21 protein-coding genes and 4 tRNA genes are annotated in these 19,646 nt (G+C 68.3%); 22 read left to right on the forward strand and 3 right to left on the reverse strand.

Annotation, left to right across the window (positions count from 1 at the left end; genetic code table 11):
* Window positions 1-30 precede the first annotated feature (30 nt).
* Window positions 31-1,038, forward strand: a complete 1,008-nt coding sequence (gene phnD, locus QTI17_RS13445) for a phosphate/phosphite/phosphonate ABC transporter substrate-binding protein (RefSeq protein ID WP_478139807.1) — start codon at window positions 31-33, stop codon at window positions 1,036-1,038.
* 4 nt (window positions 1,039-1,042) lie between these two features.
* Entirely contained in the window at window positions 1,043-2,044 is a 1,002-nt protein-coding gene (locus tag QTI17_RS13450) for a phosphate/phosphite/phosphonate ABC transporter substrate-binding protein (protein ID WP_286533707.1), read from the forward strand.
* A gap of 13 nt (window positions 2,045-2,057) precedes the next feature.
* Here the strand turns inward: QTI17_RS13450 and QTI17_RS13455 are convergent, their stop codons facing one another.
* Window positions 2,058-2,450, reverse strand: a complete 393-nt coding sequence (locus QTI17_RS13455) for a hypothetical protein (protein WP_286533709.1) — start codon at window positions 2,448-2,450, stop codon at window positions 2,058-2,060.
* A 101-nt stretch (window positions 2,451-2,551) separates the two neighbouring features.
* Between QTI17_RS13455 and fusA the strand changes: the two genes are divergently transcribed.
* Window positions 2,552-4,612 (forward strand): elongation factor G, encoded by a 2,061-nt coding sequence (fusA, locus tag QTI17_RS13460; RefSeq protein ID WP_286533711.1) that lies wholly within the window; start codon window positions 2,552-2,554, stop codon window positions 4,610-4,612.
* A gap of 14 nt (window positions 4,613-4,626) precedes the next feature.
* Here fusA and QTI17_RS13465 read toward each other — a convergent pair whose 3' ends face one another.
* Window positions 4,627-5,955, reverse strand: coding sequence for a DotU family type IV/VI secretion system protein (locus tag QTI17_RS13465; RefSeq protein WP_286533712.1), 1,329 nt, complete (start codon window positions 5,953-5,955; stop codon window positions 4,627-4,629).
* A 252-nt stretch (window positions 5,956-6,207) separates the two neighbouring features.
* Here QTI17_RS13465 and QTI17_RS13470 point away from each other — a divergent pair, with 252 nt between their 5' ends.
* Window positions 6,208-6,891, forward strand: a complete 684-nt coding sequence (locus tag QTI17_RS13470; RefSeq protein ID WP_286533714.1) for a LuxR C-terminal-related transcriptional regulator — start codon at window positions 6,208-6,210, stop codon at window positions 6,889-6,891.
* Between the two features lie 63 nt (window positions 6,892-6,954).
* Window positions 6,955-7,659 (forward strand): phosphoglycolate phosphatase, encoded by a 705-nt coding sequence (gene gph / locus QTI17_RS13475; protein WP_503011047.1) that lies wholly within the window; start codon window positions 6,955-6,957, stop codon window positions 7,657-7,659.
* Here the strand turns inward: gph and QTI17_RS13480 are convergent.
* Window positions 7,620-8,213: a chalcone isomerase family protein gene (locus tag QTI17_RS13480; RefSeq protein ID WP_286533717.1), complete on the reverse strand. Its 594-nt coding sequence runs from the start codon at window positions 8,211-8,213 to the stop codon at window positions 7,620-7,622. The genes gph and QTI17_RS13480 overlap by 40 nt on opposite strands.
* A gap of 285 nt (window positions 8,214-8,498) precedes the next feature.
* Between QTI17_RS13480 and trpE the strand changes: the two genes are divergently transcribed.
* The 17 genes from trpE (at window position 8,499) to rplA (ending at window position 19,388) form a co-directional block, all read left to right on the forward strand.
* Window positions 8,499-10,001: an anthranilate synthase component I gene (gene trpE, locus QTI17_RS13485; protein ID WP_286533719.1), complete on the forward strand. Its 1,503-nt coding sequence runs from the start codon at window positions 8,499-8,501 to the stop codon at window positions 9,999-10,001.
* Window positions 10,001-10,390: a GxxExxY protein gene (locus QTI17_RS13490; protein ID WP_286533720.1), complete on the forward strand. Its 390-nt coding sequence runs from the start codon at window positions 10,001-10,003 to the stop codon at window positions 10,388-10,390. The genes trpE and QTI17_RS13490 overlap by 1 nt, the downstream gene beginning before the upstream one ends.
* Window positions 10,387-10,971: an anthranilate synthase component II gene (locus QTI17_RS13495; protein ID WP_286533722.1), complete on the forward strand. Its 585-nt coding sequence runs from the start codon at window positions 10,387-10,389 to the stop codon at window positions 10,969-10,971. Before QTI17_RS13490 ends, QTI17_RS13495 begins: the two co-directional genes overlap by 4 nt.
* Window positions 10,972-10,976: 5 nt before the next feature.
* Window positions 10,977-12,035 carry a low-specificity L-threonine aldolase gene (gene ltaE, locus QTI17_RS13500; RefSeq protein WP_286533724.1) on the forward strand — a complete coding sequence of 353 codons (1,059 nt, stop codon included), beginning with the start codon at window positions 10,977-10,979 and terminating at the stop codon, window positions 12,033-12,035.
* Window positions 12,028-12,684 (forward strand): LysE family translocator, encoded by a 657-nt coding sequence (locus tag QTI17_RS13505; RefSeq protein ID WP_286533726.1) that lies wholly within the window; start codon window positions 12,028-12,030, stop codon window positions 12,682-12,684. The genes ltaE and QTI17_RS13505 overlap by 8 nt, the downstream gene beginning before the upstream one ends.
* Before the next feature lie 13 nt (window positions 12,685-12,697).
* Complete coding sequence (gene trpD / locus QTI17_RS13510; protein ID WP_286533727.1) at window positions 12,698-13,723, forward strand: anthranilate phosphoribosyltransferase; 1,026 nt, start codon at window positions 12,698-12,700, stop codon at window positions 13,721-13,723.
* Window positions 13,724-13,737: 14 nt separating this feature from the next.
* Window positions 13,738-14,538, forward strand: coding sequence for an indole-3-glycerol phosphate synthase TrpC (trpC, locus tag QTI17_RS13515; protein ID WP_286533729.1), 801 nt, complete (start codon window positions 13,738-13,740; stop codon window positions 14,536-14,538).
* Entirely contained in the window at window positions 14,535-15,257 is a 723-nt protein-coding gene (locus QTI17_RS13520) for a uracil-DNA glycosylase (protein WP_286533731.1), read from the forward strand. The genes trpC and QTI17_RS13520 overlap by 4 nt, the downstream gene beginning before the upstream one ends.
* 96 nt (window positions 15,258-15,353) lie before the next feature.
* Window positions 15,354-15,439: transfer RNA gene (locus tag QTI17_RS13525), tRNA-Tyr, on the forward strand.
* Between the two features lie 64 nt (window positions 15,440-15,503).
* A tRNA-Gly gene (locus tag QTI17_RS13530) sits at window positions 15,504-15,577 on the forward strand.
* Between the two features lie 39 nt (window positions 15,578-15,616).
* A tRNA-Thr gene (locus tag QTI17_RS13535) sits at window positions 15,617-15,691 on the forward strand.
* 74 nt (window positions 15,692-15,765) lie between these two features.
* Window positions 15,766-16,959: an elongation factor Tu gene (gene tuf, locus QTI17_RS13540; protein ID WP_093060175.1), complete on the forward strand. Its 1,194-nt coding sequence runs from the start codon at window positions 15,766-15,768 to the stop codon at window positions 16,957-16,959.
* A 13-nt stretch (window positions 16,960-16,972) separates the two neighbouring features.
* Window positions 16,973-17,048 (forward strand) — tRNA-Trp (locus tag QTI17_RS13545).
* Window positions 17,049-17,152: 104 nt separating this feature from the next.
* On the forward strand, window positions 17,153-17,536 hold the full coding sequence (gene secE / locus QTI17_RS13550; RefSeq protein ID WP_286510936.1) for a preprotein translocase subunit SecE: 384 nt from the start codon (window positions 17,153-17,155) through the stop codon (window positions 17,534-17,536).
* Window positions 17,536-18,138: a transcription termination/antitermination protein NusG gene (gene nusG, locus QTI17_RS13555; protein ID WP_286520073.1), complete on the forward strand. Its 603-nt coding sequence runs from the start codon at window positions 17,536-17,538 to the stop codon at window positions 18,136-18,138. Before secE ends, nusG begins: the two co-directional genes overlap by 1 nt.
* 119 nt (window positions 18,139-18,257) lie before the next feature.
* Complete coding sequence (gene rplK, locus QTI17_RS13560; protein ID WP_007831051.1) at window positions 18,258-18,689, forward strand: 50S ribosomal protein L11; 432 nt, start codon at window positions 18,258-18,260, stop codon at window positions 18,687-18,689.
* Window positions 18,690-19,388 (forward strand): 50S ribosomal protein L1, encoded by a 699-nt coding sequence (gene rplA, locus QTI17_RS13565; protein WP_286520074.1) that lies wholly within the window; start codon window positions 18,690-18,692, stop codon window positions 19,386-19,388.
* The last annotated feature ends 258 nt before the right edge of the window (window positions 19,389-19,646 follow it).

Raw genomic sequence — 19,646 nt, forward strand, 5'->3', positions numbered from 1 at the left:
CGGGCCGGTGCGGCGCGCGTGGCGGCCTGGATGCTGCGCGCCGGACTCGCGCTGGCCCTGGGCTGGCAGCTCGGGGCGGCGGCGCAGGCGGCCGGCGGGGCCGAGGCCGGCGCCGGCACCCCCGTGCGCTTCGGCATCCTGCCGCTGGGCGGGGCCTTCGAGTCGCGCAACGACTGGGAACCGCTGCTGGCGGACCTGCAGCGCGCCATCGGTCGGCCGGTCACCATGCTGTCGGTCACCTCGTACGAGGCCCTGGAGCAGGCGATCCAGCGCGACCAGGTCGACATGGCTTTCCTGTCAGGCAAGATGGCGCTCGACGCCGTGACCTTGCGGCGCATGAAGGTGGTGGCGCAGGTGACGCGCCATGACGGCCTGCCGGGCTATCGCGCGCTGCTGCTGACGCGCAAGTCGGGCCCCCGCACCACCCTCAAGGAGCTGCTGGCCGAGCCCGAAGGCTGGCGCCTGGCGCGCGGCGAGAGCCGGTCGGTGTCGGGCTTCATCGTGCCGCAGCTGCAGCTTTTCCTGCCCAACCACATCGCGATGGAGACCCGCTTCCGCAGCGAGGTGGTGGGCACCCACCAGGTGACCGCGCTGGCGGTGGCCAACGGCGAGGCCGACGTCGCCACCAACAACACGGCCGACTTCGAACGCTTCCGGCTGCAGTTCCCGGCCGAAGCCGATCGGCTGCAGGTGATCTGGGAGTCGGAACTGATTCCGCATGCGCAGATCGTGATCCGGCGCGGCTACGGGCCCGAGTTCGAGAAGAAGGTGCAGCTCTTCCTGGTCGAGTACGCGCGGGGCAAGGGCCCGCGCGGCGACAGCGAGCGCGCGGTGCTGAAGTCGCTGCACGACCTGGCCGGCTTCGTGGCGGCCGACAACAGCTCGCTGCTGCCGGCCGCCAAGCTGGCCTACCAGCTGGCGCGGCAAAGCACCATGACCTCGCAGTGGGTCAACGAGGCGGCGCGCCAGGCGCGGCTGCAGCGCATCGAAGCCACCTATGCCGAGCAGGTGGCGGCGTTGCGTTCGGGGGCACCGTGACGGCATGCTGAGACGAGGCGCCCTGGCGATCGCGGGCGTGGCGCTGGCCGCTGCGCTCGGCTGGCACGCCGCTGCCGCGGCGCAGGCCGCGCCGGCCGAGTTGCGCTTCGGCGTGCTGCCGGTCGGCGGCGTGGTCGAGTCGCGCGAAAGCTGGACCCCGCTGCTGGCCGAGCTCAGCCGTGCGCTGGGCCGGCCCGTGACGGTGCACTCGGCCACCACCTACGAGGCGCTCGGCGAGGCCATCCGGCAGCGCCAGGTCGACTTGAGCCTGCTGTCGGCGCAGCTCGCGCTCGATGCCGTGACCCAGCGCCGCATGGTGGTGCTGGCCCAGGTCGAGCGGCATGGCGGCACGCCGGACCACCGCGCCGTGCTGCTGGTGCGCAAGGGCGGGCCGCCCGACCCGCTCGCCGACCTGCTGGCCCGGCCCGAGCAATGGCGCCTGGCGCGCGGCGACAGCCGGTCGGTGTCGGGCTTCATCCTGCCGCAGGTCCAGCTCTTCCTGCCGAACCGGATCGCGATGGAGACCCGCTTCAAGAGCGAGATCGTCGGCACCCACCAGACCACGGCGTTGGCAGTGGCCAACGGCGACGCCGACGTGGCGACCAACAACACCACCGATTTCGAGCGCTTCCGCGCGCAGTTCCCGGCCGAGGCCGGGCGCCTGCAGGTGATCTGGCAGTCGGAGCCGACGCCGCCGGCCCAGGTGCTGGTGCGCAGCGACGTGCCGCCGGAACTCCAGAAGAAGCTGCGCGCCTTCCTGGTGGGCTACGGGCGCGGGCGGGGTCCGCGCGCCGAGGCCCAGCGCGAGGTCCTCAAGTCGCTGCGGGCGTCGCTGGGCTATGTCGCCGCCGACAACAAGGCGCTGCTGCCGGCGGCCCGGCTGCAATACCAGCTCGCCCGGCAGAGCGCTTTGAACGCGCAGTGGGTCAGCGAGGCCGCGCGCCAGGCCCGGCTGCAGCGCATCGAGACCGCCTACGCCGAGCAGGTCGCCGCCCTGCAGGACTAGTCGGCCTGCGGGACTAGTCCTGCGGGCGCTCCAGCAGCCATTCGGGCGGCGCGTAGATGTCGGCGAAGCGGACCCGGGCGATCGAGTAGTGGATCTCGGTGCCCGGCGGCACGCCGATCGCCGGCAGCGCCGCCTGCAGCAGGGCCCGTCCGGCGGCGATGTCCGAGATGTCGATGTCGACCCGGGTGAACGCGACGCGGCGCCGGCCGCGCCGCGTCGGCTCCCCGAGCGAGTCGCCCCAGCCGAGCACCGAGCCCAGCCCGTCGGCGCGCAGTGCCTGGTCGATGCGTTCCTCGCGCTGGTGCCAGCGGTCGTCCACGTCCTCGACGACCGGGATCTTGACGACCATGAATTCGCGGCGTTGGTAGCCCGTGCTGTCGGGGGTGGAGGCGATCGGCGGTCCCATGGCCGACATTGTCCGGCAAGCGGCGGCTGGCGCGTCCGGCTTGCATCGGAGCGGCCGATCCCGTACGCTGGGCCGCCGCCCAGGCGCCGAGGAGACAGCCCATGCCAAGCCGAACGAACGGCCAGACGGCCGAAATGGAAGCGGTGCGAACCCTGGCGCTCGTCGGCGCCTCCGCCGCCGGCAAGACCTCGCTCGCCGAGGCCCTGCTGCACAAGGCGGGTGCCATCGGCGCCCGCGGCAGCGTCGAGCGCGGCAGCACCGTGAGCGACCACGATCCCCTCGAGCGCCGCATGCAGCATTCGCTCAATGCCTCGGTCATGCACCTGACGCATGCCGGCACCCGGGTCCACTTCATCGACACGCCCGGCGGCGCCGACTTCCTCGGCCAGAGCCTGCCGGCCCTGGAAGCCGTCGAGACCGCGGCGGTGGTCGTCAATGCGGCCACCGGGATCGAGCCGATGACCCTGCGCATGATGGCCTATGCCGCCGAGCGGCACCTGGCGCGGATGGTGATCGTCAACAAGATCGACACCCAGGGCGTCGACCTGCACGGCCTGCTGGCGCAGATCCAGTCGACCTTCGGGCGCGAATGCCTGCCGCTCAACCTGCCGGCCGCGGGTGGCACGCAGGTCGTCGACTGCTTCTTCAACCGCGAGGGGCAGTCCGACATCGGCAGCGTCGAGGACGCGCACCGGGCGCTGGTCGAGCAGGTGGTCGAGGTCGATGCGGCCTTCGTCGACCGCTACCTGTCCGAGGGCGACGTCGATGCCGCCGAGCTGCACGCGCCGCTCGAGCAGGCGCTGCGCGAAGGCCACCTGATCCCGGTCTGCTTCGTCTCGGCGCGCAACGGTGCCGGCCTGACGGAGCTGCTCGACGTCGTCGTCAAGCTGCTGCCCGATCCGACCGAAGCCAATCCGCCGGACTTCCTGCTCGGAGAGGGCGCTGCGGCCGAGCCGATGCAGGCCCGGCCCGACCCGTCGCTGCACGTGCTGGCGCATGTCTTCAAGGTCACGGTCGACCCCTACGTGGGCAAGCTCGGGATCTTCCGCGTCCACCAGGGCACGGTCACGCGCGACAGCCAGCTCTATGTGGGCGACGGCCGCAAGCCCTTCAAGGTCGGCCACCTGTTCATGCTGCAGGGCAAGGACTACGTCGAGGTGGGGCGGGCGCTGCCGGGCGACATCGTGGCGGTGGCCAAGGTCGACGAGATCCACTTCGACGCCGTGCTGCACGACGCCGCCGAGGACGACCACGTGCACCTGGCGCCGCTGGCCTTCCCGGTGCCGGTGCACGGCCTGGCGGTCGAGCCCAAGCGCCACGGCGACGAACAGCGGGCCTGGGAAATCCTCGGCAAGCTGGTCGCCGAGGACCCCTGCCTGCGGGTCGAGCACGTGGTGGCCACCAACGAGACCATCATCTACGGCCTCGGCGAGCTGCACCTGCGGGTGATGCTCGAGCGGCTGCGCGAGGTCTACCGCTTCGAGGTCGAGACCCGGCCGCCGCGCATCGCCTACCGCGAAACCGTGACCGCGCCGGCCGAAGGCCACCACCGCCACAAGAAGCAGACCGGCGGCGCCGGCCAGTTCGGCGAGGTCTTCCTGCGCATCGAGCCGCTGGCGCGCGGCGCCGGCTTCGAGTTCGCCGACGAGGTCAAGGGCGGCGCGATCCCGGGCCAGTTCATCCCGGCGGTCGAGAAGGGCGTGCGCGAGGTGCTGGCGACGGGCGCGATCGCCGGCTACCCGGTGGTCGACGTCCGGGTGGTGGTGCATGACGGCAAGCACCACAGCGTCGACAGCAAGGACATCGCCTTCGCGACCGCCGGACGCAAGGCCTTCATGGCCGCCATCCGGGCGGCGCGGCCGATCGTGCTGGAGCCGATCGTGCAGATCGAGATCGCCGCGCCCGACCACGCCATCGGCGACGTCACCGGCGACCTGTCCTCGCGCCGCGGGCTGGTCACGGGCACCGCGAACGGCGGCGCCGGGACGGTTGTGGTCCGGGGCCAGGTGCCGATGTCGGAGCTGGCCAGCTACCAGTCGCGGCTCAACGCCATGACCAGCGGCCAGGGCCGCTACACCATCGTGCTGTCGCACTACGAGGCGGTGCCGCCGGGCACCCAGCAGACCTTGACCGCGCAGCATCGCGTGCGCGACGACGACTGAGCTGGTTCAGAACCTCAGCGCGGCACCGTTTCGAGGAACACCATCTCGGCCACGGCGCGGGCGCCGAATTCGCCCACCGCCAGCGATTCGCGCAGCCGCTGCAGGTAGGCCGAGGCCAGCTCGAAGGGCGGCCGCTCCGACGCCTGGGCGAAGGGCATCGGAGAGGACAGCGCGGTCACCAGCACCGTGCCGAAGGGCGGCGCCGCGAGCCAGCTCGACGGGATGTCGCGTCCGAGCTCGATGGTCTCTCCGGCGGTCAGGCGCAGCTGCACCGGCCCCGCGTTCAGGTGCAGCACGGCGCCGTCGGCCGTGTAGTAGTCGACCCACAGGTAGCCGTCGCGCCGCGCGTTCGTGACCTCGATCAGGACCCGGTCGCCTTCCCGCAGGCGGCCCGTCGGTGCCGTCGGCGTGGCGATCGCCAGCCCGAGGGCCAGCTCGCGGTTGCGCGCCTGGTAGGGCTTGAGCAGGGCCAGCACCTCGCAGTGCGGCCAGATCCGCAGCTGGAGGTCGAACTCTGCGGCGCTGACCCCCGGCAGGGCGCGCACGTCCTGCTGCACCTGCGCCATCTCCTCGGCGTTCGAGACGAAGCCCTGCACCCGCGCCTGGCCATCGGGCGCCACCGTGGCCGACAGGTCCGCGCAGGCATAGGACTGGAGTTGCAGGTCGATGCGCTGGCCCAGCGTCAGCGGCGCTTCGCTCAGCCCCGCGAACATGAACCAGAGCGCGTAGGCCAGCGGGACCAGCAGCGCCAGCGCCGCGCAGGTTCGCAGCAGCGCGCGCCGGCGCCACAGCGGATCGCGCGGGCCGGGCGGGTCCGGGAGGCCATCGGGTTGCGGCGTGATGGGGGCCTGGGCCAGGCCGTCGATCGGCGCCGGCTGCAGCGCGAGCTGCTCGGCGTGCAGCGCCTTGAGCTTGCCCAGCTCGCCGCTGTCGTCGTTCTCGAAGTAGTACTGGCCCTTGAAGCCGAGTGCCAGCACGCGCCAGTAGACCTCGCGCACCTCGTCGTCGTCGACCGTGAGCGTCGACAGGTGATGGAAGAACTCGCTGGCGGCATTGCTGGAATTGAACAGCCGCAGCTGCAGCGGCGAGCCGCCCGCGTTCTTGCAGCCGGGGTGCCGCGCCAGGATCTCGTCGATCCAGGCGACCATCGCGAAGCGGGCCGACTCGACCGCCGCGGCCGGGCGGCCGAGCGCCAGGGCCGCCGTCCGGGCCTCTTCCAGCAGGTTCAGCGCCTGCTGCCGGGCGCTCTCGCAGCCGGGCTCGGCACGGTCCGCCGCGATCGACGCATCGAGGCCCAGCCCGAACGACACGAAGCTGGAAAAAGTGTCGAGCAGGCGAGCCATTCAGCCCTCGCGGCCAGGCTTGTTCACGCCGGGGCGTGGCTGCCGATCGGAGCCCTGCGGTTGCGCCTGCATCGTTGGCACATGACCTTGTCTCCGCTCGTTCTTGGATGCGAAATATTCCGTCATCGCCGCGCGCCGGCGCCATATCGCTTGGGAGCTATGTCGTTCGGGGAACGAAATCCGCCTTGATGCGCGCCTCGTTCACCGTTATCGTCGGCGGGCCCGTATCCATCCAAGTCGCTGGGGAAAGCCATGAAAATCCTGATCGCCGACGACCACCGGCTCGTCATCGAGGCGGTCAAGGCCAAGCTGTCGGAACTAGAGCCCGGCATCGACTTCGTCCTGGCCATGAGCGTCGACGAGTTGCTCGCCAGCGCCAGCGACGACCTCGACCTGGCCGTGATCGACCTGAACATGCCCGGTGCCGAGGGCCAGGCCCACATCGACGAGGTCCGCCGCCGCCTGCCGGCCGTGCCGGTCATCGTGCTGTCGGGCTACGAAGACCCGGCCGTGATGCGCAGCGTGCTCGAGCGCGGCGTGCTCGGCTTCATTCCCAAGGCCTATTCGCCGGAGGTCATGCTGTCGGCGGTGCGGCTGGTGCTGGCCGGCGGCGTCTACGTGCCGCCGATGATGCTGTCGTCGCTGCCGCCCGGCGTGGTCGCCGGCATCCCCGGCGTCGGCGCCGCCGACGGTGTCCAGCGCGGATCGGGTGCCGCGACGGCCCAGACGCTCGAGCACCTGCGCAACGTGCTCACCGAACGCCAGGTCGAGGTGCTGCAGCTGCTGTCGCAGGGCAAGCCCAACAAGCTCATCGGCCGCGCCCTCGGCATCAGCGAGGGCACGGTCAAGATCCACCTGGCGGCGATCTTCCGCGCGCTCAATGTGCGCAATCGCACCGAGGCGGTGGTCGCGGCCCAGACTGTCACCGAGGCTTGAATCGGGGCGCGTGCGGCTTTCCCGCATCGCTGCTGCTGTCGCCGGACCCCTATGATCCGGCGCGTGAAACCTCAACCCATCGACCTTTCCCGCTTCGACGCCGCGATCGTCGACCTCGACGGCACCCTGGTCGACACCCTCGGCGATTTCGTCGTCGCCCTGAACCTCATGCTGCGCGACCTGTCGCTGGCGGCGGTCGAGGCGCCGGCCGTCGAGGCCATGGTCGGCAAGGGCTCCGAGCACCTGATCGCGTCCGTGCTGCGCCATGTCGGCGCCGCCGCGGCGCTCTACGAACGCGCCTGGGACCGCTATCAGCACCACTACCTCGCGATCAACGGGGCGCATGCCCGGGTCTACGAAGGCGTGGCCGCCGGGCTGTCGGCGCTGCGGGCGCGGGGCCTGCGCCTGGCCTGCCTGACCAACAAGCCGACCGCCTTTGCGCTGCCGCTGCTGGCCGCCAAGGGCCTCGACGGCTACTTCGTGCAGGTCTTTGGCGGCGATGCCTTCGAGCGCAAGAAGCCCGACCCGCTGCCTTTGCTGAAGACCTGCGAGGCGCTGGGCACGCTGCCGGCGCGCACCCTGATGGTGGGCGACTCGAGCAACGACGCCCGGGCCGCGCGCGCGGCCGGCTGCCCGGTGGTGCTGGTCAGCTACGGGTACAACCATGGCGAGCCGGTGCGCGGCGTGGACGCCGACGGGTTCGTCGACTCGCTGCTCGAATTGAGCGCTCAGGATGATTTGCCCAGCAGCGCGTCCTTCAGCTTGTAGTCGGCCGGGGACGGCCCGATCCAGATGCGCAGCAGCGCATTGAAGAAGGCCTGCTCCTTGATCGGCTCGCCCTGCGGCACGCCGCGCACCGTGACCAGGCTGCCGCTGCCCGGGATCCAGTCGACCGTGAAGCCGTCACCGGCCTTCAGCATCTTCTGGTCCGCGAACATCTGCCCCATGCGCAGCAGGCCGGGGATCAGCTGCGACATCTCGCTCTTGGGCGAGTTGTCCTCGACGCCGCGCGTGAACAGCTTGCCGAGCTCGTTGGCATCGATGTCGCGCAGCATGGTGATGGTCACGCGCTTCGGCCCCGGTGCGGCCAGCACTTCTTCGACGGTGTCGGCCTTCTTGCCGAGGTAGAGCCCGGCGGTGTAGACCTTGAAGACGGCCTTGTAGCGCACGCCGGCGCCGTTCAGCAGCAGCTTGCTGCCGCGCAGGTCGAGGGTGTCGTCGAGCTTGACCCCCGCCACGTCGACCTGGGCGGCCGATGCCGCGAAGGACGCGAGCGCAAGGGTGGACAGCGCGAGCAGGCGCCGCAGGTGGAAGAAGGGCATCAGGGTCTCCGTAGGCCGCACGAATTATTTAAAGAACCCCAATGTATCTTTTTGTATGTGGCTTGTCCCTGGGCTAAACTCCCGATTCACATGTTCATTCATCACGTCATTCAGACAGGTCAAGGCAGCCGGGGAGCCTGGCCTTGGCGCACGCCATCGTCGTTGCCTGTCTGATTGCACGGCGCACGCCGTGCGCCCGCGGCCTTCAGTTCACCTGAACCGGCCAACCAGAATGACCCCGCCAGCGACCATCGAAGCGTCAGCTGGCCGACGGAGACCCCACCCGTGATCACCGAACTCGAATTCAAGAGCCTCAGCGCGCAGGGCTACAACCGCATCCCGCTGATGGTCGAGGCTTTTGCCGACCTCGAAACGCCTCTTTCCCTCTATCTCAAGCTGGCCTACACCAAGGACAGTGGCAAGCACAGCTTCCTGCTCGAATCGGTGGTGGGCGGCGAGCGCTTCGGCCGCTACAGCTTCATCGGCCTGCCGGCGCGCACGCTGCTGCGGGCCAGCGGCTTCGGCGCCGACGCCCTGACCGAGGTTGTAACGGACGGCAAAGTCGTGGAAAAAGCCCATGGCAACCCGCTCGATTTCGTTGCGGCCTACCAACAGCGTTTCAAGGTGGCGCTGCGTCCGGGCCTGCCGCGCTTCTGCGGCGGCCTGGCCGGCTACTTCGGCTACGACACCGTGCGCCACATCGAGAAGAAGCTCGAGAAGAGCTGCCCCCCCGACACCCTGGGCTGCCCCGACATCCTGCTGCTGCAGTGCGAGGAGCTGGCGGTCATCGACAACCTCTCGGGCAAGCTCTACCTGATCGTCTATGCCGACCCGGCCCAGCCCGAGGCCTATGCCAACGCCAAGCGCCGGCTGCGCGAACTGCGCGACCAGCTCAAATACTCGGTCAGCGCGCCGCAGGTGAAGGCCAGCCAGGCGCACCCGGCGCAGCGCAGCTTTGCCAAGGCCGACTACCTGGCGGCGGTCGAGCGCGCCAAGGAGCTGATCGCGGCCGGCGACTTCATGCAGGTGCAGGTCGGCCAGCGCATCAGCAAGCGCTACACCGAGTCGCCGCTGTCGCTGTACCGGGCGCTGCGTTCGCTCAACCCGTCGCCCTACATGTACTACTACCACCTGGGAGATTTCCACGTGGTCGGCGCCTCGCCCGAGATCCTGGTGCGGCAGGAGCACACCGGCGAAGGCGAGCAGAAGATCACGATCCGCCCGCTCGCCGGCACCCGGCCGCGCGGCGCCTCGCCCGAACTCGACAAGGCGGCCGAGGTCGAGCTCATCAACGACCCCAAGGAGCGCGCCGAGCACGTGATGCTGATCGACCTGGCGCGCAACGACATCGGCCGCATCGCCAAGACCGGCACGGTGAAGGTGACCGAGGCCTTCGCGGTCGAGCGCTACAGCCACGTGATGCACATCGTCAGCAATGTCGAAGGCACGCTCAAGGACGGCATGACCGCGATCGACGTGCTCAAGGCCACCTTCCCCGCCGGCACCCTCACGGGCGCGCCCAAGGTGCACGCGATGGAGCTGATCGACCAGCTCGAACCGACCAAGCGCGGCCTCTACGGCGGCGCCTGCGGCTACATCAGCTATGCCGGCGACATGGACGTCGCGATCGCGATCCGCACCGGCATCGTCAAGGACCAGATGCTGCACGTGCAGGCCGCGGCCGGCGTGGTGGCCGACTCGGTGCCCGAACTCGAATGGAAAGAGACCGAGGCCAAGGCGCGGGCCTTGTTGCGGGCTGCCGAACTGGTCGAAGAAGGGTTGGAATGATGAGCGACGAGAACAACAACAACGACTTCTCCCACGAGATCATCGGCGCCGCGGTCGAGGTACAGCGGGTGCTGGGCACCGGCCTGCCCGAAGCGGTCTACGCCGCCGCGCTCGAGATCGAGCTCGCCGAGCGCGAGATCGGTTTCCAGCGCGACGTGCCGGTGGCGGCCAGCTACAAGGGCCGTTCGCTGGGCGAAGTCTGCCGCGCCGCCTTCGTGGTCGAGCAGTCGGTGGTGGTCGAGCTCAAGGCGGTCGACGCGCTGACCGACCTGCACCGCGCGCAGGCCCAGGCGGCCGTGCGGCTGTCGGGGCTGCGGCTGGGCCTGCTGATCAACTTCAACGTGTTCCCGGTGGTCAAGGGCGTGCACCGGATCGGAGTCAAGCCATGAAGCTCCTGATGATCGACAACTACGACAGCTTCACCTACAACCTGGTGCAGTATTTCGGCGAGCTCGGCGCCGATGTCGAGGTGCATCGCAACGACGAGATCACGCTCGAGGGCCTGCAGGAGCGCATCGCCGGCGGTGTCGACCGGCTGGTGGTCTCTCCGGGGCCGTGCTCGCCGGCCGAGGCCGGCGTCTCGGTGGCGGCGATCCAGGCCTTCGCGGGCAAGTTGCCGATTCTGGGCGTCTGCCTCGGGCACCAGGCGATCGGCGCCGCCTTCGGCGGCAAGATCATCCGCGCCCAGCAGCTGATGCACGGCAAGGTCAGCGAGATCACGACCACCCGCGAGGGCGTCTTCGCCGGCCTGCCCGAGAAGTTCAGCGTCAACCGCTATCACTCGCTGGCGATCGAGCGCCAAAGCTGCCCCGAGACGCTCGCGCTCACCGCCTGGACCGACGACGGCGAGATCATGGGCGTGCGCCACACCGGCTTCGCCCATGCGGTGCGCGTCGAAGGCGTGCAGTTCCACCCCGAATCGATCCTCACCGAGCATGGCCACGCGATGCTCAAGAACTTCCTGGAGTGACGCCAATGAGCCATCCCTCGTCCAAGGTCGTCGACCTGCGCAGCGACACCGTGACCCAGCCGACCGAGGCCATGCGCGCAGCCATGCTCGCGGCGCCGCTCGGCGACGACGTCTTCGCCGACGACCCCAGCGTCAATGCGCTGCAGCGCCAGATCGCCGAGATGCTCGGCTTCGAGGCGGCGCTGTTCGTGCCCACCGGCACGCAGAGCAACCTCTGCGCGATCCTCTCGCACTGTCAGCGCGGCGACGAATACATCGTCGGCCAGCAGGCGCACTGCTACCGCTGGGAAGGCGGCGGCGCGGCGGTGTTCGGCAGCGTGCAGCCGCAGCCGCTCGACCACCAGCCCGACGGCACGCTGGCGCTGGAGGCGATCGAGGCCGCGATCAAGCCCGACGACGCCCACTTCGCCCGCACCCGGCTGCTGGCGCTCGAGAACACGCTCGGCGGCAAGCTGCTGCCTTTCTCGTATGTGGAGCAGGCCACGCAACTCGCGCAGCGCAAGGGACTGGCGCGCCACCTCGATGGCGCCCGGCTCTTCAACGCGGCCACCGCCCAGGCGGCCGCGCTCGGCACCGAGGTGCGCGCCGAGGCGCGCCGCATCGCCGGCTGCTTCGACAGCGTGTCGGTCTGCTTCAGCAAGGGCCTGGGCGCGCCGGTCGGCTCGGCGCTGTGCGGTTCGCGCGAGTTCATCGCGCGCGCCCACCGCATCCGCAAGATGGCCGGCGGCGGCATGCGCCAGGCCGGGCTGCTGGCCGCGGCGGCTTCCCATGCGCTCGAACGCCACGTCGATCGCCTGGCCGACGACCATGCGCTGGCACAGCGGCTGGCGCAAGGCCTGCAAGGCATCGACGGCCTGCAGGTCGAGGCGCCGCAGACCAACCTGCTGTTCGTCGACCTGACGGGGGCGGCGCGCTCGCGCTCCGGCGAGCTGCTGGCCCACCTGAAGGAACACGGCGTGCTCGCCACCGGCCTCTACCGGCTGCGCTTCGCCACCCACCTGGACGTCGACGCTGCCGGCATCGACCGCGCGATCGGCGCGATCCGGAGCTTCTTCCGTGCCTGACGCCCATTCCCTGCTGCTGTTCGTCGCCGCCGGACTGCTGCTGAACCTCACGCCGGGGCCCGACGTGCTCTACATCGTGAGCCATTCGCTGCGCTCGGGCGCGCGAGCCGGCATCCTCGCGGGCTTCGGCATCACGGCGGGCTGCTTCGTCCACATCGTTGCCGCGGCGCTGGGCCTGAGCGCCCTGATGGCCGCCTCCAACACTGCCTTCGCCGTCCTCAAGTGGGTTGGCGCGGCCTACCTGCTGTGGGTCGGCGTGCGGATGCTGTTCTCGCGCGCTTCCGAGGCCGCACCGGCGTTGGAAGCGGCCGCCCCGGCGAGCGCGAGGAGCGTGTTCCTCGGCGGCTTCTGGACCAACGCCCTGAACCCCAAGGTGGCGCTGTTCTTCCTGGCCTTCGTGCCGCAGTTCATCGCGCCGGGCACCGACGACAAGGCGCTCGCCTTCTTCCTGCTGGGCGTGCTGTTCAATTTCAATGCGATCTTCGTCAACGTGGCGTGGGCGCTCGCGGCCGGCTGGACCGCGCGCCGCGTCGGCCTGGTGCAGCGCGGCATGCACTGGCTGCAGCGCGGCGCCGGCGCGCTGTTCGTCGGCTTCGGTCTTCGCCTCGCGCTTTCCGATTCACCGCTGGCGCCGCCAGCCACCCACTAGAGAGACAAGCACCATGCCCATCACTCCCCAGGAAGCCCTGCAGCGCACCGTCGAGCACCGCGAGGTGTTCCACGACGAGATGCTGCACATCGTGCGCCTCATCATGAGCGGCGAATGCTCGCCCGTGATGATGGCGGCGCTGATCACCGGTCTGCGGGTCAAGAAGGAGACCATCGGCGAGATCACCGCTGCCGCGCAGGTGATGCGCGAAGTCGCGACCAAGGTGCCGGTGGCGGACACCACGAACCTGGTCGACATCGTCGGCACCGGCGGCGACGGCTCCCACACCTTCAACATCTCGACCTGCACGATGTTCGTCGCCGCCGCGGCCGGCGCCAAGGTCAGCAAGCATGGCGGGCGCAGCGTCAGCAGCAAGTCCGGCAGCGCCGACGTGCTCGAGTCGCTGGGCATCAACATCAACCTGAAGCCCGAGCAGATCGCCAAGTGCATCGCCGATGTCGGCATCGGCTTCATGTTCGCGCCGAACCACCATCCGGCGATGAAGAACGTGGCCCCGGTGCGCAAGGAGCTCGGCATCAAGACCATCTTCAACATCCTCGGCCCGCTGACCAATCCGGCCGGCGCGCCCAACATCCTGATGGGCGTGTTCCACCCCGACCTGGTCGGCATCCAGGTGCGGGCGCTGCAGCGCCTCGGCGCCGAGCATGCGCTGGTGGTCTACGGCCGCGACGGCATGGACGAGGTCTCGCTTGGCGCCGCCACCATGGTCGGCGAACTGAAGGACGGCGAGGTCCGCGAATACGAGTTGCACCCCGAGGACTTCGGCTTCTCGATGTCGAGCAACCGCAGCCTGCGCGTCGAGACCCCCGAGCAGTCGAAGGCGATGCTGCTCGACGTGCTCGACAACCAGCCGGGCCCGGCGCGCGACATCGTCGTGCTGAACGCCGCCGCCGCGCTGTACGCGGCCAATGTCAGCGATTCGATCGCCGCCGGCGTCGAGCGCGCCCGGGCCGCGCTCGACAGCGGCGCGGCCAAGGCCAAGCTGGCCGAATTCGCTGCCGCCACCGCGGCCGCCTGAGGAGGACACGGAACATGTCGAACACCCTGGACAAGATCGTCGCCGTCAAGCGCGAGGAGATCGCCGCCGCCAAGAAGAAAAGCCCGCTGGAAGCCGTGCGCTTCGATGCCGAGAGCCGTGTGCTGACGCGCGACTTCGTCGGCGCGCTGCGCGCCAAGATCGCCGCCGGCGCGGCCGCCGTCATCGCCGAGGTCAAGAAGGCCAGCCCGAGCAAGGGCGTGCTGCGCGCCGACTTCATCCCGGCCGACATCGCCCAGAGCTACGCCGAAGGCGACGGCGAGGTGAGCGCAGCCTGCCTGTCGGTGCTCACCGACCGCCAGTTCTTCCAGGGCGGCGTCGACTATCTGAAGCAGGCCCGGGCGTCCTGCGAGCTGCCGGTGCTGCGCAAGGACTTCATCGTCGACCCCTACCAGGTCTACGAGTCGCGCGCGATGGGTGCCGACGCCATCCTGCTGATCGTCGCCTGCCTCGACGATGCCCAGATGCGCGACTACGAAGCCATCGCGGCCGGGCTCGGCATGGCGGTGCTGGTGGAAGCGCACGATGGCGCCGAGCTCGAGCGCGCCCTCAAGCTGCGCACGCCGCTGATCGGCATCAACAACCGCAACCTGCGCACCTTCGAGGTGTCGGTGCAGACCACGCTCGACCTGCGGGCCCAGGTGCCGGCCGATCGCCTGCTGGTGACCGAGTCGGGCATCGCGACCCGCGACGAGGTGGCCCGGCTGCGCGCCGCTGGCGTCCACGCCTTCCTGGTCGGTGAGACCTTCATGCGGGCGGACGAGCCGGGCGAGGCGCTGGCCGAGCTTTTCAGATGAGGTTGCACGGCCAACTCGCCACGGCCGATCCGGCCGATTGGCCGGTCGCGCCGGGCTGGCAGCCGCTGGTCGACGGGTTCTTCGCCGGCCCGGTCGGCGTCAAGCTGCTGGCCTACCTGCGCGAGCGGCTCGACGCCGGCGCCGTGATCTTCCCGCCGCAGCCGCTGCGGGCGCTCGAACTGACACCGCCCGAGGAAGTCCGGGTCGTCATCCTCGGCCAGGACCCGTACCACGGCCGCGGCCAGGCCGAGGGGCTGGCGTTCTCGGTGGCGCCCGGCGTGCCGCTGCCGCCGTCGCTGCGCAACATCTTCAAGGAATTGCAGCGCGACCTCGGCACGCCGCCGCCGGCCTTCCCGAACCCGGGCGGCAGCCTGGCGAAATGGGCCACGCACGGCGTCCTGCTGCTCAACACCTGCCTCACGGTGGAGGAGGGCCAGGCCGCCAGCCATTCGGGACGCGGCTGGGAGGCGCTGACCGATGCGGTGATCCGCCACGTGGCCGAGCGCGACCGGCCTGTGGTCTTCATGCTGTGGGGCGCGCATGCCCAGACCAAGCGGGCCCTGATCGATACAAGTCGTCACAAAATATTGGTGGCCAACCATCCTTCGCCTCTGTCGGCCCTGCGGCCCCCGCTGCCTTTCATCGGCTGCGGCCATTTCGGGCAGGCGCGCGCCTGGCGCGAAGCAGAAACCTTGGGGTCGGGGCAAGAAGGGGCCTGATTTCGTGCGAAAATCTAAGGCTCTCGGGAAATGAGCCCCGGTAGAAGGCCTGCGATCGACCAGCCCTGCTACTCGTGCTATATTCCGAGGTTCGCCGGAGAGGTGGCCGAGTGGTTAATGGCAGCAGACTGTAAATCTGCCCTCTTACGAGTACGCTGGTTCGAATCCAGCCCTCTCCACCAGCGAAAAATGGATTTTGCAGAGCGCTTGACTGTGACCGTTGCGGCACCCGGTGGGTGTCACGATGCGGGAGTAGTTCAATGGTAGAACCCTAGCCTTCCAAGCTAATGACGCGGGTTCGATTCCCGTCTCCCGCTCCAGAGGTCCAGGTCAGCGCGAAGCGCAGGTTTTTTGATATCGCCCATTTGGCTCAGTGGTAGAGCACTCCCTTGGTAAGGGAGAGGTCGCGGGTCCGATTCCCGCAATGGGCACCAGTTTTGGGGTTGCAGCCGGCCGGTTGCAACCCCATGTCAGTGTGTTGATCTAGTTATTTTTCGGAGTCGAGAAAATGGCAAAAGGAAAATTCACCCGCACGAAGCCGCACGTCAACGTGGGCACGATCGGTCACGTGGACCATGGCAAGACGACGCTGACGGCGGCGATCGCCACCGTGCTGTCGGCCAAGTTCGGCGGCGAAGCGAAGGCCTACGACCAGATCGACGCGGCTCCTGAAGAAAAGGCGCGCGGCATCACGATCAACACCGCGCACGTCGAATACGAAACGGCCAACCGCCACTACGCGCACGTCGACTGCCCGGGCCACGCCGACTACGTGAAGAACATGATCACCGGCGCCGCCCAGATGGACGGCGCGATCCTGGTGTGCTCGGCCGCCGACGGCCCGATGCCCCAGACCCGCGAGCACATCCTGCTGGCACGCCAGGTGGGCGTGGGCTACATCATCGTGTTCCTGAACAAGTGCGACATGGTCGACGACAAGGAACTGCTGGAGCTGGTCGAGATGGAAGTCCGCGAACTCCTCGACAAGTACGAGTTCCCCGGCGACGACACCCCGATCATCCACGGCTCGGCCAAGCTGGCGCTGGAAGGCGACAAGGGCGAGCTGGGCGAAGGCGCCATCATGAAGCTGGCCGAAGCGCTGGACACCTACATCCCGACGCCCGAGCGCGCCGTGGACGGTACCTTCCTGATGCCGGTCGAAGACGTGTTCTCGATCTCGGGCCGCGGCACGGTGGTGACGGGCGCGGTCGAACGCGGCGTGATCAAGGTCGGTGAAGAAATCGAAATCGTGGGCATTCGCCCGACGGTCAAGACCACCTGCACCGGCGTGGAAATGTTCCGCAAGCTGCTGGACCAAGGTCAAGCGGGCGACAACGTGGGCGTGCTGCTGCGCGGCACGAAGCGCGAAGAAGTCGAGCGTGGCCAAGTCCTGTGCAAGCCGGGCTCGATCAAGCCGCACACGCACTTCACCGCCGAGGTGTACGTTCTGTCGAAGGACGAAGGCGGCCGTCACACGCCGTTCTTCAACAACTACCGTCCGCAGTTCTACTTCCGCACGACCGACGTCACGGGCGCGATCGAGCTGCCGAAGGACAAGGAAATGGTCATGCCGGGCGACAACGTGTCGATCACGGTCAAGCTGATCAACCCGATCGCGATGGAAGAAGGCCTGCGCTTCGCCATCCGTGAAGGCGGCCGCACCGTGGGCTCGGGCGTCGTGGCGAAGATCCTCGACATCTGATCAAGGATTCCACAGGGGTATAGCTCAATTGGCAGAGCGTCGGTCTCCAAAACCGAAGGTTGTAGGTTCGATTCCTACTGCCCCTGCCACCTAGGTGGCTCCGCAAACAAGCCCGTCACGTCCTGACGGGCTTCGGCGTCTGAAATGACGCATTGAATTTGAAGGCCGCAAGGCCGCAGGAACATAGCCCAAGATGGCCACTTCTCAAATCGAAACCGTGAGCACCAATGCGGACAAGGCCAAGCTGGCCGCGGCCGTCGTGCTGGCGGTGGGCGCCATCGTGGCGTTCTATCTGCTCGCGCGCCAGGGTGCCGTGGTGCAGTGGGTCGCTTTGCTGGTGGGCCTGGCTGCTGCCGTGGGCGCTTTCGGAAGCTCCGAGAGCGGCCGCCAACTGTGGGCCTTCGGCCGCGATTCGTGGCGCGAGGTCAAGAAGGTCGTCTGGCCGACCCGCAAGGAAACGATCCAGATGACGGCTTACGTGTTCGCCTTCGTGGCGATCATGTCCATCTTCCTTTGGCTCACCGACAAGACGCTCGAATGGGTGTTTTTCGACCTCATTCTGGGCTGGAGAAAATAATGACTGACGAAGCCGTCGAAGCAGAAGCCACGCCGGAAATCAATCCGCTGCTGGCGCCCGCCGCCAACCCGGACCTGCGCTGGTACGTGGTGCACGCCTATTCCGGCATGGAAAAGGCCGTCGAACGCAACATCCTCGAGCGCATCAACCGCGCCGGCATGCAAAGCAAGTTCGGCCGCATCCTGGTGCCGACCGAAGAAGTGGTCGAGATCAAGAACGGCCAGAAGCGCACCACCGAGCGCCGCTTCTTCCCGGGCTACGTGCTGGTCGAGATGATCATGGACGACGAGAGCTGGCACCTGGTGAAGCACACCAACAAGGTGACCGGTTTCGTCGGCGGCGCCAAGAACCGCCCGGCCCCGATCTCGCAAAAGGAAGTCGAGGACATCGTCGGCCAGATGCAGCAGGGCACCGAGAAGCCCCGCCACAAGGTCGAGTTCATCGTCGGCGAGTTCGTCCGCGTCAAGGAAGGCCCGTTCACGGACTTCAACGGCACGGTCGAGGAAGTCAACTACGAGAAGAGCAAGGTGCGCGTGTCGGTCATGATCTTCGGCCGCGCGACGCCTGTCGAACTCGAATTCGCTCAGGTCGAAAAAACCTAGCGCCCGTTTTTGGTCTTGCGCTTTTTCGACTCGGCGCAGGGTCTTGATTCCAGAGTCGTTTAACCCCCGGGGAGCCCAGGCCAACAAGCCCAGGCGTCATCACCCGCAAGGAGAAAAGCATGGCGAAAAAAATCGTCGGCTTCATCAAGCTGCAAGTCCCAGCTGGTAAAGCCAATCCCTCACCGCCGATCGGTCCCGCACTGGGCCAGCGCGGTTTGAACATCATGGAATTCTGCAAGGCGTTCAACGCGCAGACCCAAGGCGTCGAGCCGGGCCTGCCGCTGCCGGTGGTCATCACCGCGTTCGCCGACAAGAGCTTCACCTTCATCATCAAGACGCCGCCGGCGATCACCTTGATCAAGAAGGCCATCAAGCTCGAGAAGGGTTCCGCACGTCCGCACACGGACAAGGTCGGCAAGATCACTCGCGCACAGCTCGAGGAAATCGCCAAGGCCAAGATGAAGGACCTGACGGCCGCCGATCTGGACGCCGCGGTTCGTACCATCGCCGGCTCGGCCCGCTCGATGGGCGTGAATGTGGAGGGCGTGTAAGTGGCCAAGATCACCAAGAAGCAAAAGACCCTCGTGGGCAAGGTCGACAGCAACAAGCTGTACCCGCTGGCCGATGCGATCGTGCTCGTGAAGGACGCCGCCACCGCCAAGTTCGATGAGTCCATCGACGTCGCGGTGCAGCTCGGCATCGACGCCAAGAAGTCGGATCAGGTCGTTCGCGGCGCCGTCGTGCTGCCCAACGGCACCGGCAAGACCAAGCGCGTGGCCGTGTTCGCCCAGGGCGCCAAGGCTGAAGAAGCCAAGGCCGCCGGCGCCGACATCGTCGGCATGGACGACCTGGCTGCGATGGTGAAGGCTGGCGACATGCCCTTCGACGTCGTGATCGCCGCACCGGACGCGATGCGCGTGGTCGGTACGCTGGGCCAGATCCTCGGCCCGCGCGGCCTGATGCCCAACCCGAAGGTCGGCACCGTGACGCCCGACGTCGCGACCGCCGTCAAGAACGCCAAGGCTGGCCAGGTCCAGTTCCGCGTCGACAAGGCCGGCATCGTGCACGGCACGATCGGCCGCCGTTCGTTCGACAACGAAAAGCTGCAAGGCAACCTCGCCGCGCTGATCGACGCCCTGGTCAAGGCCAAGCCGGCGACCAGCAAGGGTGTCTACCTGCGCAAGGTGGCCGTGTCGTCGACGATGGGTCTGGGTGTCCGCGTGGACACGCAAACCATCGCCGCGAGCTGAGCGTTGATATGAGATTTGCCTCGCCCGTCGAAAGGTGAGGCGGATGTGGTGGGTCGGGGCAGCTCTTCAGGTTGCCCCGGGCCATCCAAGACCGCTGGTGTGCAGGCCGCCTGCACTTAATCACCCGGCCTTTGCCGGGCAGCCAGCGCAGATGGCGACCCCACTGCAAGGAATTTGTGTTTTTGTTCCGAACAGTTGGTCGCTGCATGAAGCGCGATCCGAGGCTCCCGCCGAGGATCGCATTGAAAAGGAGTAGAC

This window comes from Variovorax sp. J31P179, from assembly GCF_030316985.1.
Classification (GTDB): domain Bacteria; phylum Pseudomonadota; class Gammaproteobacteria; order Burkholderiales; family Burkholderiaceae_C; genus Variovorax; species Variovorax ginsengisoli_B.

Bases quoted from the DNA above. Each gene is read 5' to 3' on its own strand.
- QTI17_RS13455 (WP_286533709.1), bottom strand. From the start codon at position 2,450: ATGGGACCGCCGATCGCCTCCACCCCCGACAGCACGGGCTACCAACGC.
- secE (WP_286510936.1), top strand. From the start codon at position 17,153: ATGGCCACTTCTCAAATCGAAACCGTGAGCACCAATGCGGACAAGGCC.
- QTI17_RS13465 (WP_286533712.1), bottom strand. From the start codon at position 5,955: ATGGCTCGCCTGCTCGACACTTTTTCCAGCTTCGTGTCGTTCGGGCTG.
- QTI17_RS13450 (WP_286533707.1), top strand. From the start codon at position 1,043: ATGCTGAGACGAGGCGCCCTGGCGATCGCGGGCGTGGCGCTGGCCGCT.
- QTI17_RS13490 (WP_286533720.1), top strand. From the start codon at position 10,001: ATGAGCGACGAGAACAACAACAACGACTTCTCCCACGAGATCATCGGC.
- trpD (WP_286533727.1), top strand. From the start codon at position 12,698: ATGCCCATCACTCCCCAGGAAGCCCTGCAGCGCACCGTCGAGCACCGC.
- QTI17_RS13480 (WP_286533717.1), bottom strand. From the start codon at position 8,213: ATGCCCTTCTTCCACCTGCGGCGCCTGCTCGCGCTGTCCACCCTTGCG.
- rplK (WP_007831051.1), top strand. From the start codon at position 18,258: ATGGCGAAAAAAATCGTCGGCTTCATCAAGCTGCAAGTCCCAGCTGGT.
- ltaE (WP_286533724.1), top strand. From the start codon at position 10,977: ATGAGCCATCCCTCGTCCAAGGTCGTCGACCTGCGCAGCGACACCGTG.
- trpC (WP_286533729.1), top strand. From the start codon at position 13,738: ATGTCGAACACCCTGGACAAGATCGTCGCCGTCAAGCGCGAGGAGATC.
- QTI17_RS13470 (WP_286533714.1), top strand. From the start codon at position 6,208: ATGAAAATCCTGATCGCCGACGACCACCGGCTCGTCATCGAGGCGGTC.
- tuf (WP_093060175.1), top strand. From the start codon at position 15,766: ATGGCAAAAGGAAAATTCACCCGCACGAAGCCGCACGTCAACGTGGGC.
- QTI17_RS13520 (WP_286533731.1), top strand. From the start codon at position 14,535: ATGAGGTTGCACGGCCAACTCGCCACGGCCGATCCGGCCGATTGGCCG.
- fusA (WP_286533711.1), top strand. From the start codon at position 2,552: ATGCCAAGCCGAACGAACGGCCAGACGGCCGAAATGGAAGCGGTGCGA.
- phnD (WP_478139807.1), top strand. From the start codon at position 31: ATGCTGCGCGCCGGACTCGCGCTGGCCCTGGGCTGGCAGCTCGGGGCG.
- QTI17_RS13495 (WP_286533722.1), top strand. From the start codon at position 10,387: ATGAAGCTCCTGATGATCGACAACTACGACAGCTTCACCTACAACCTG.
- nusG (WP_286520073.1), top strand. From the start codon at position 17,536: ATGACTGACGAAGCCGTCGAAGCAGAAGCCACGCCGGAAATCAATCCG.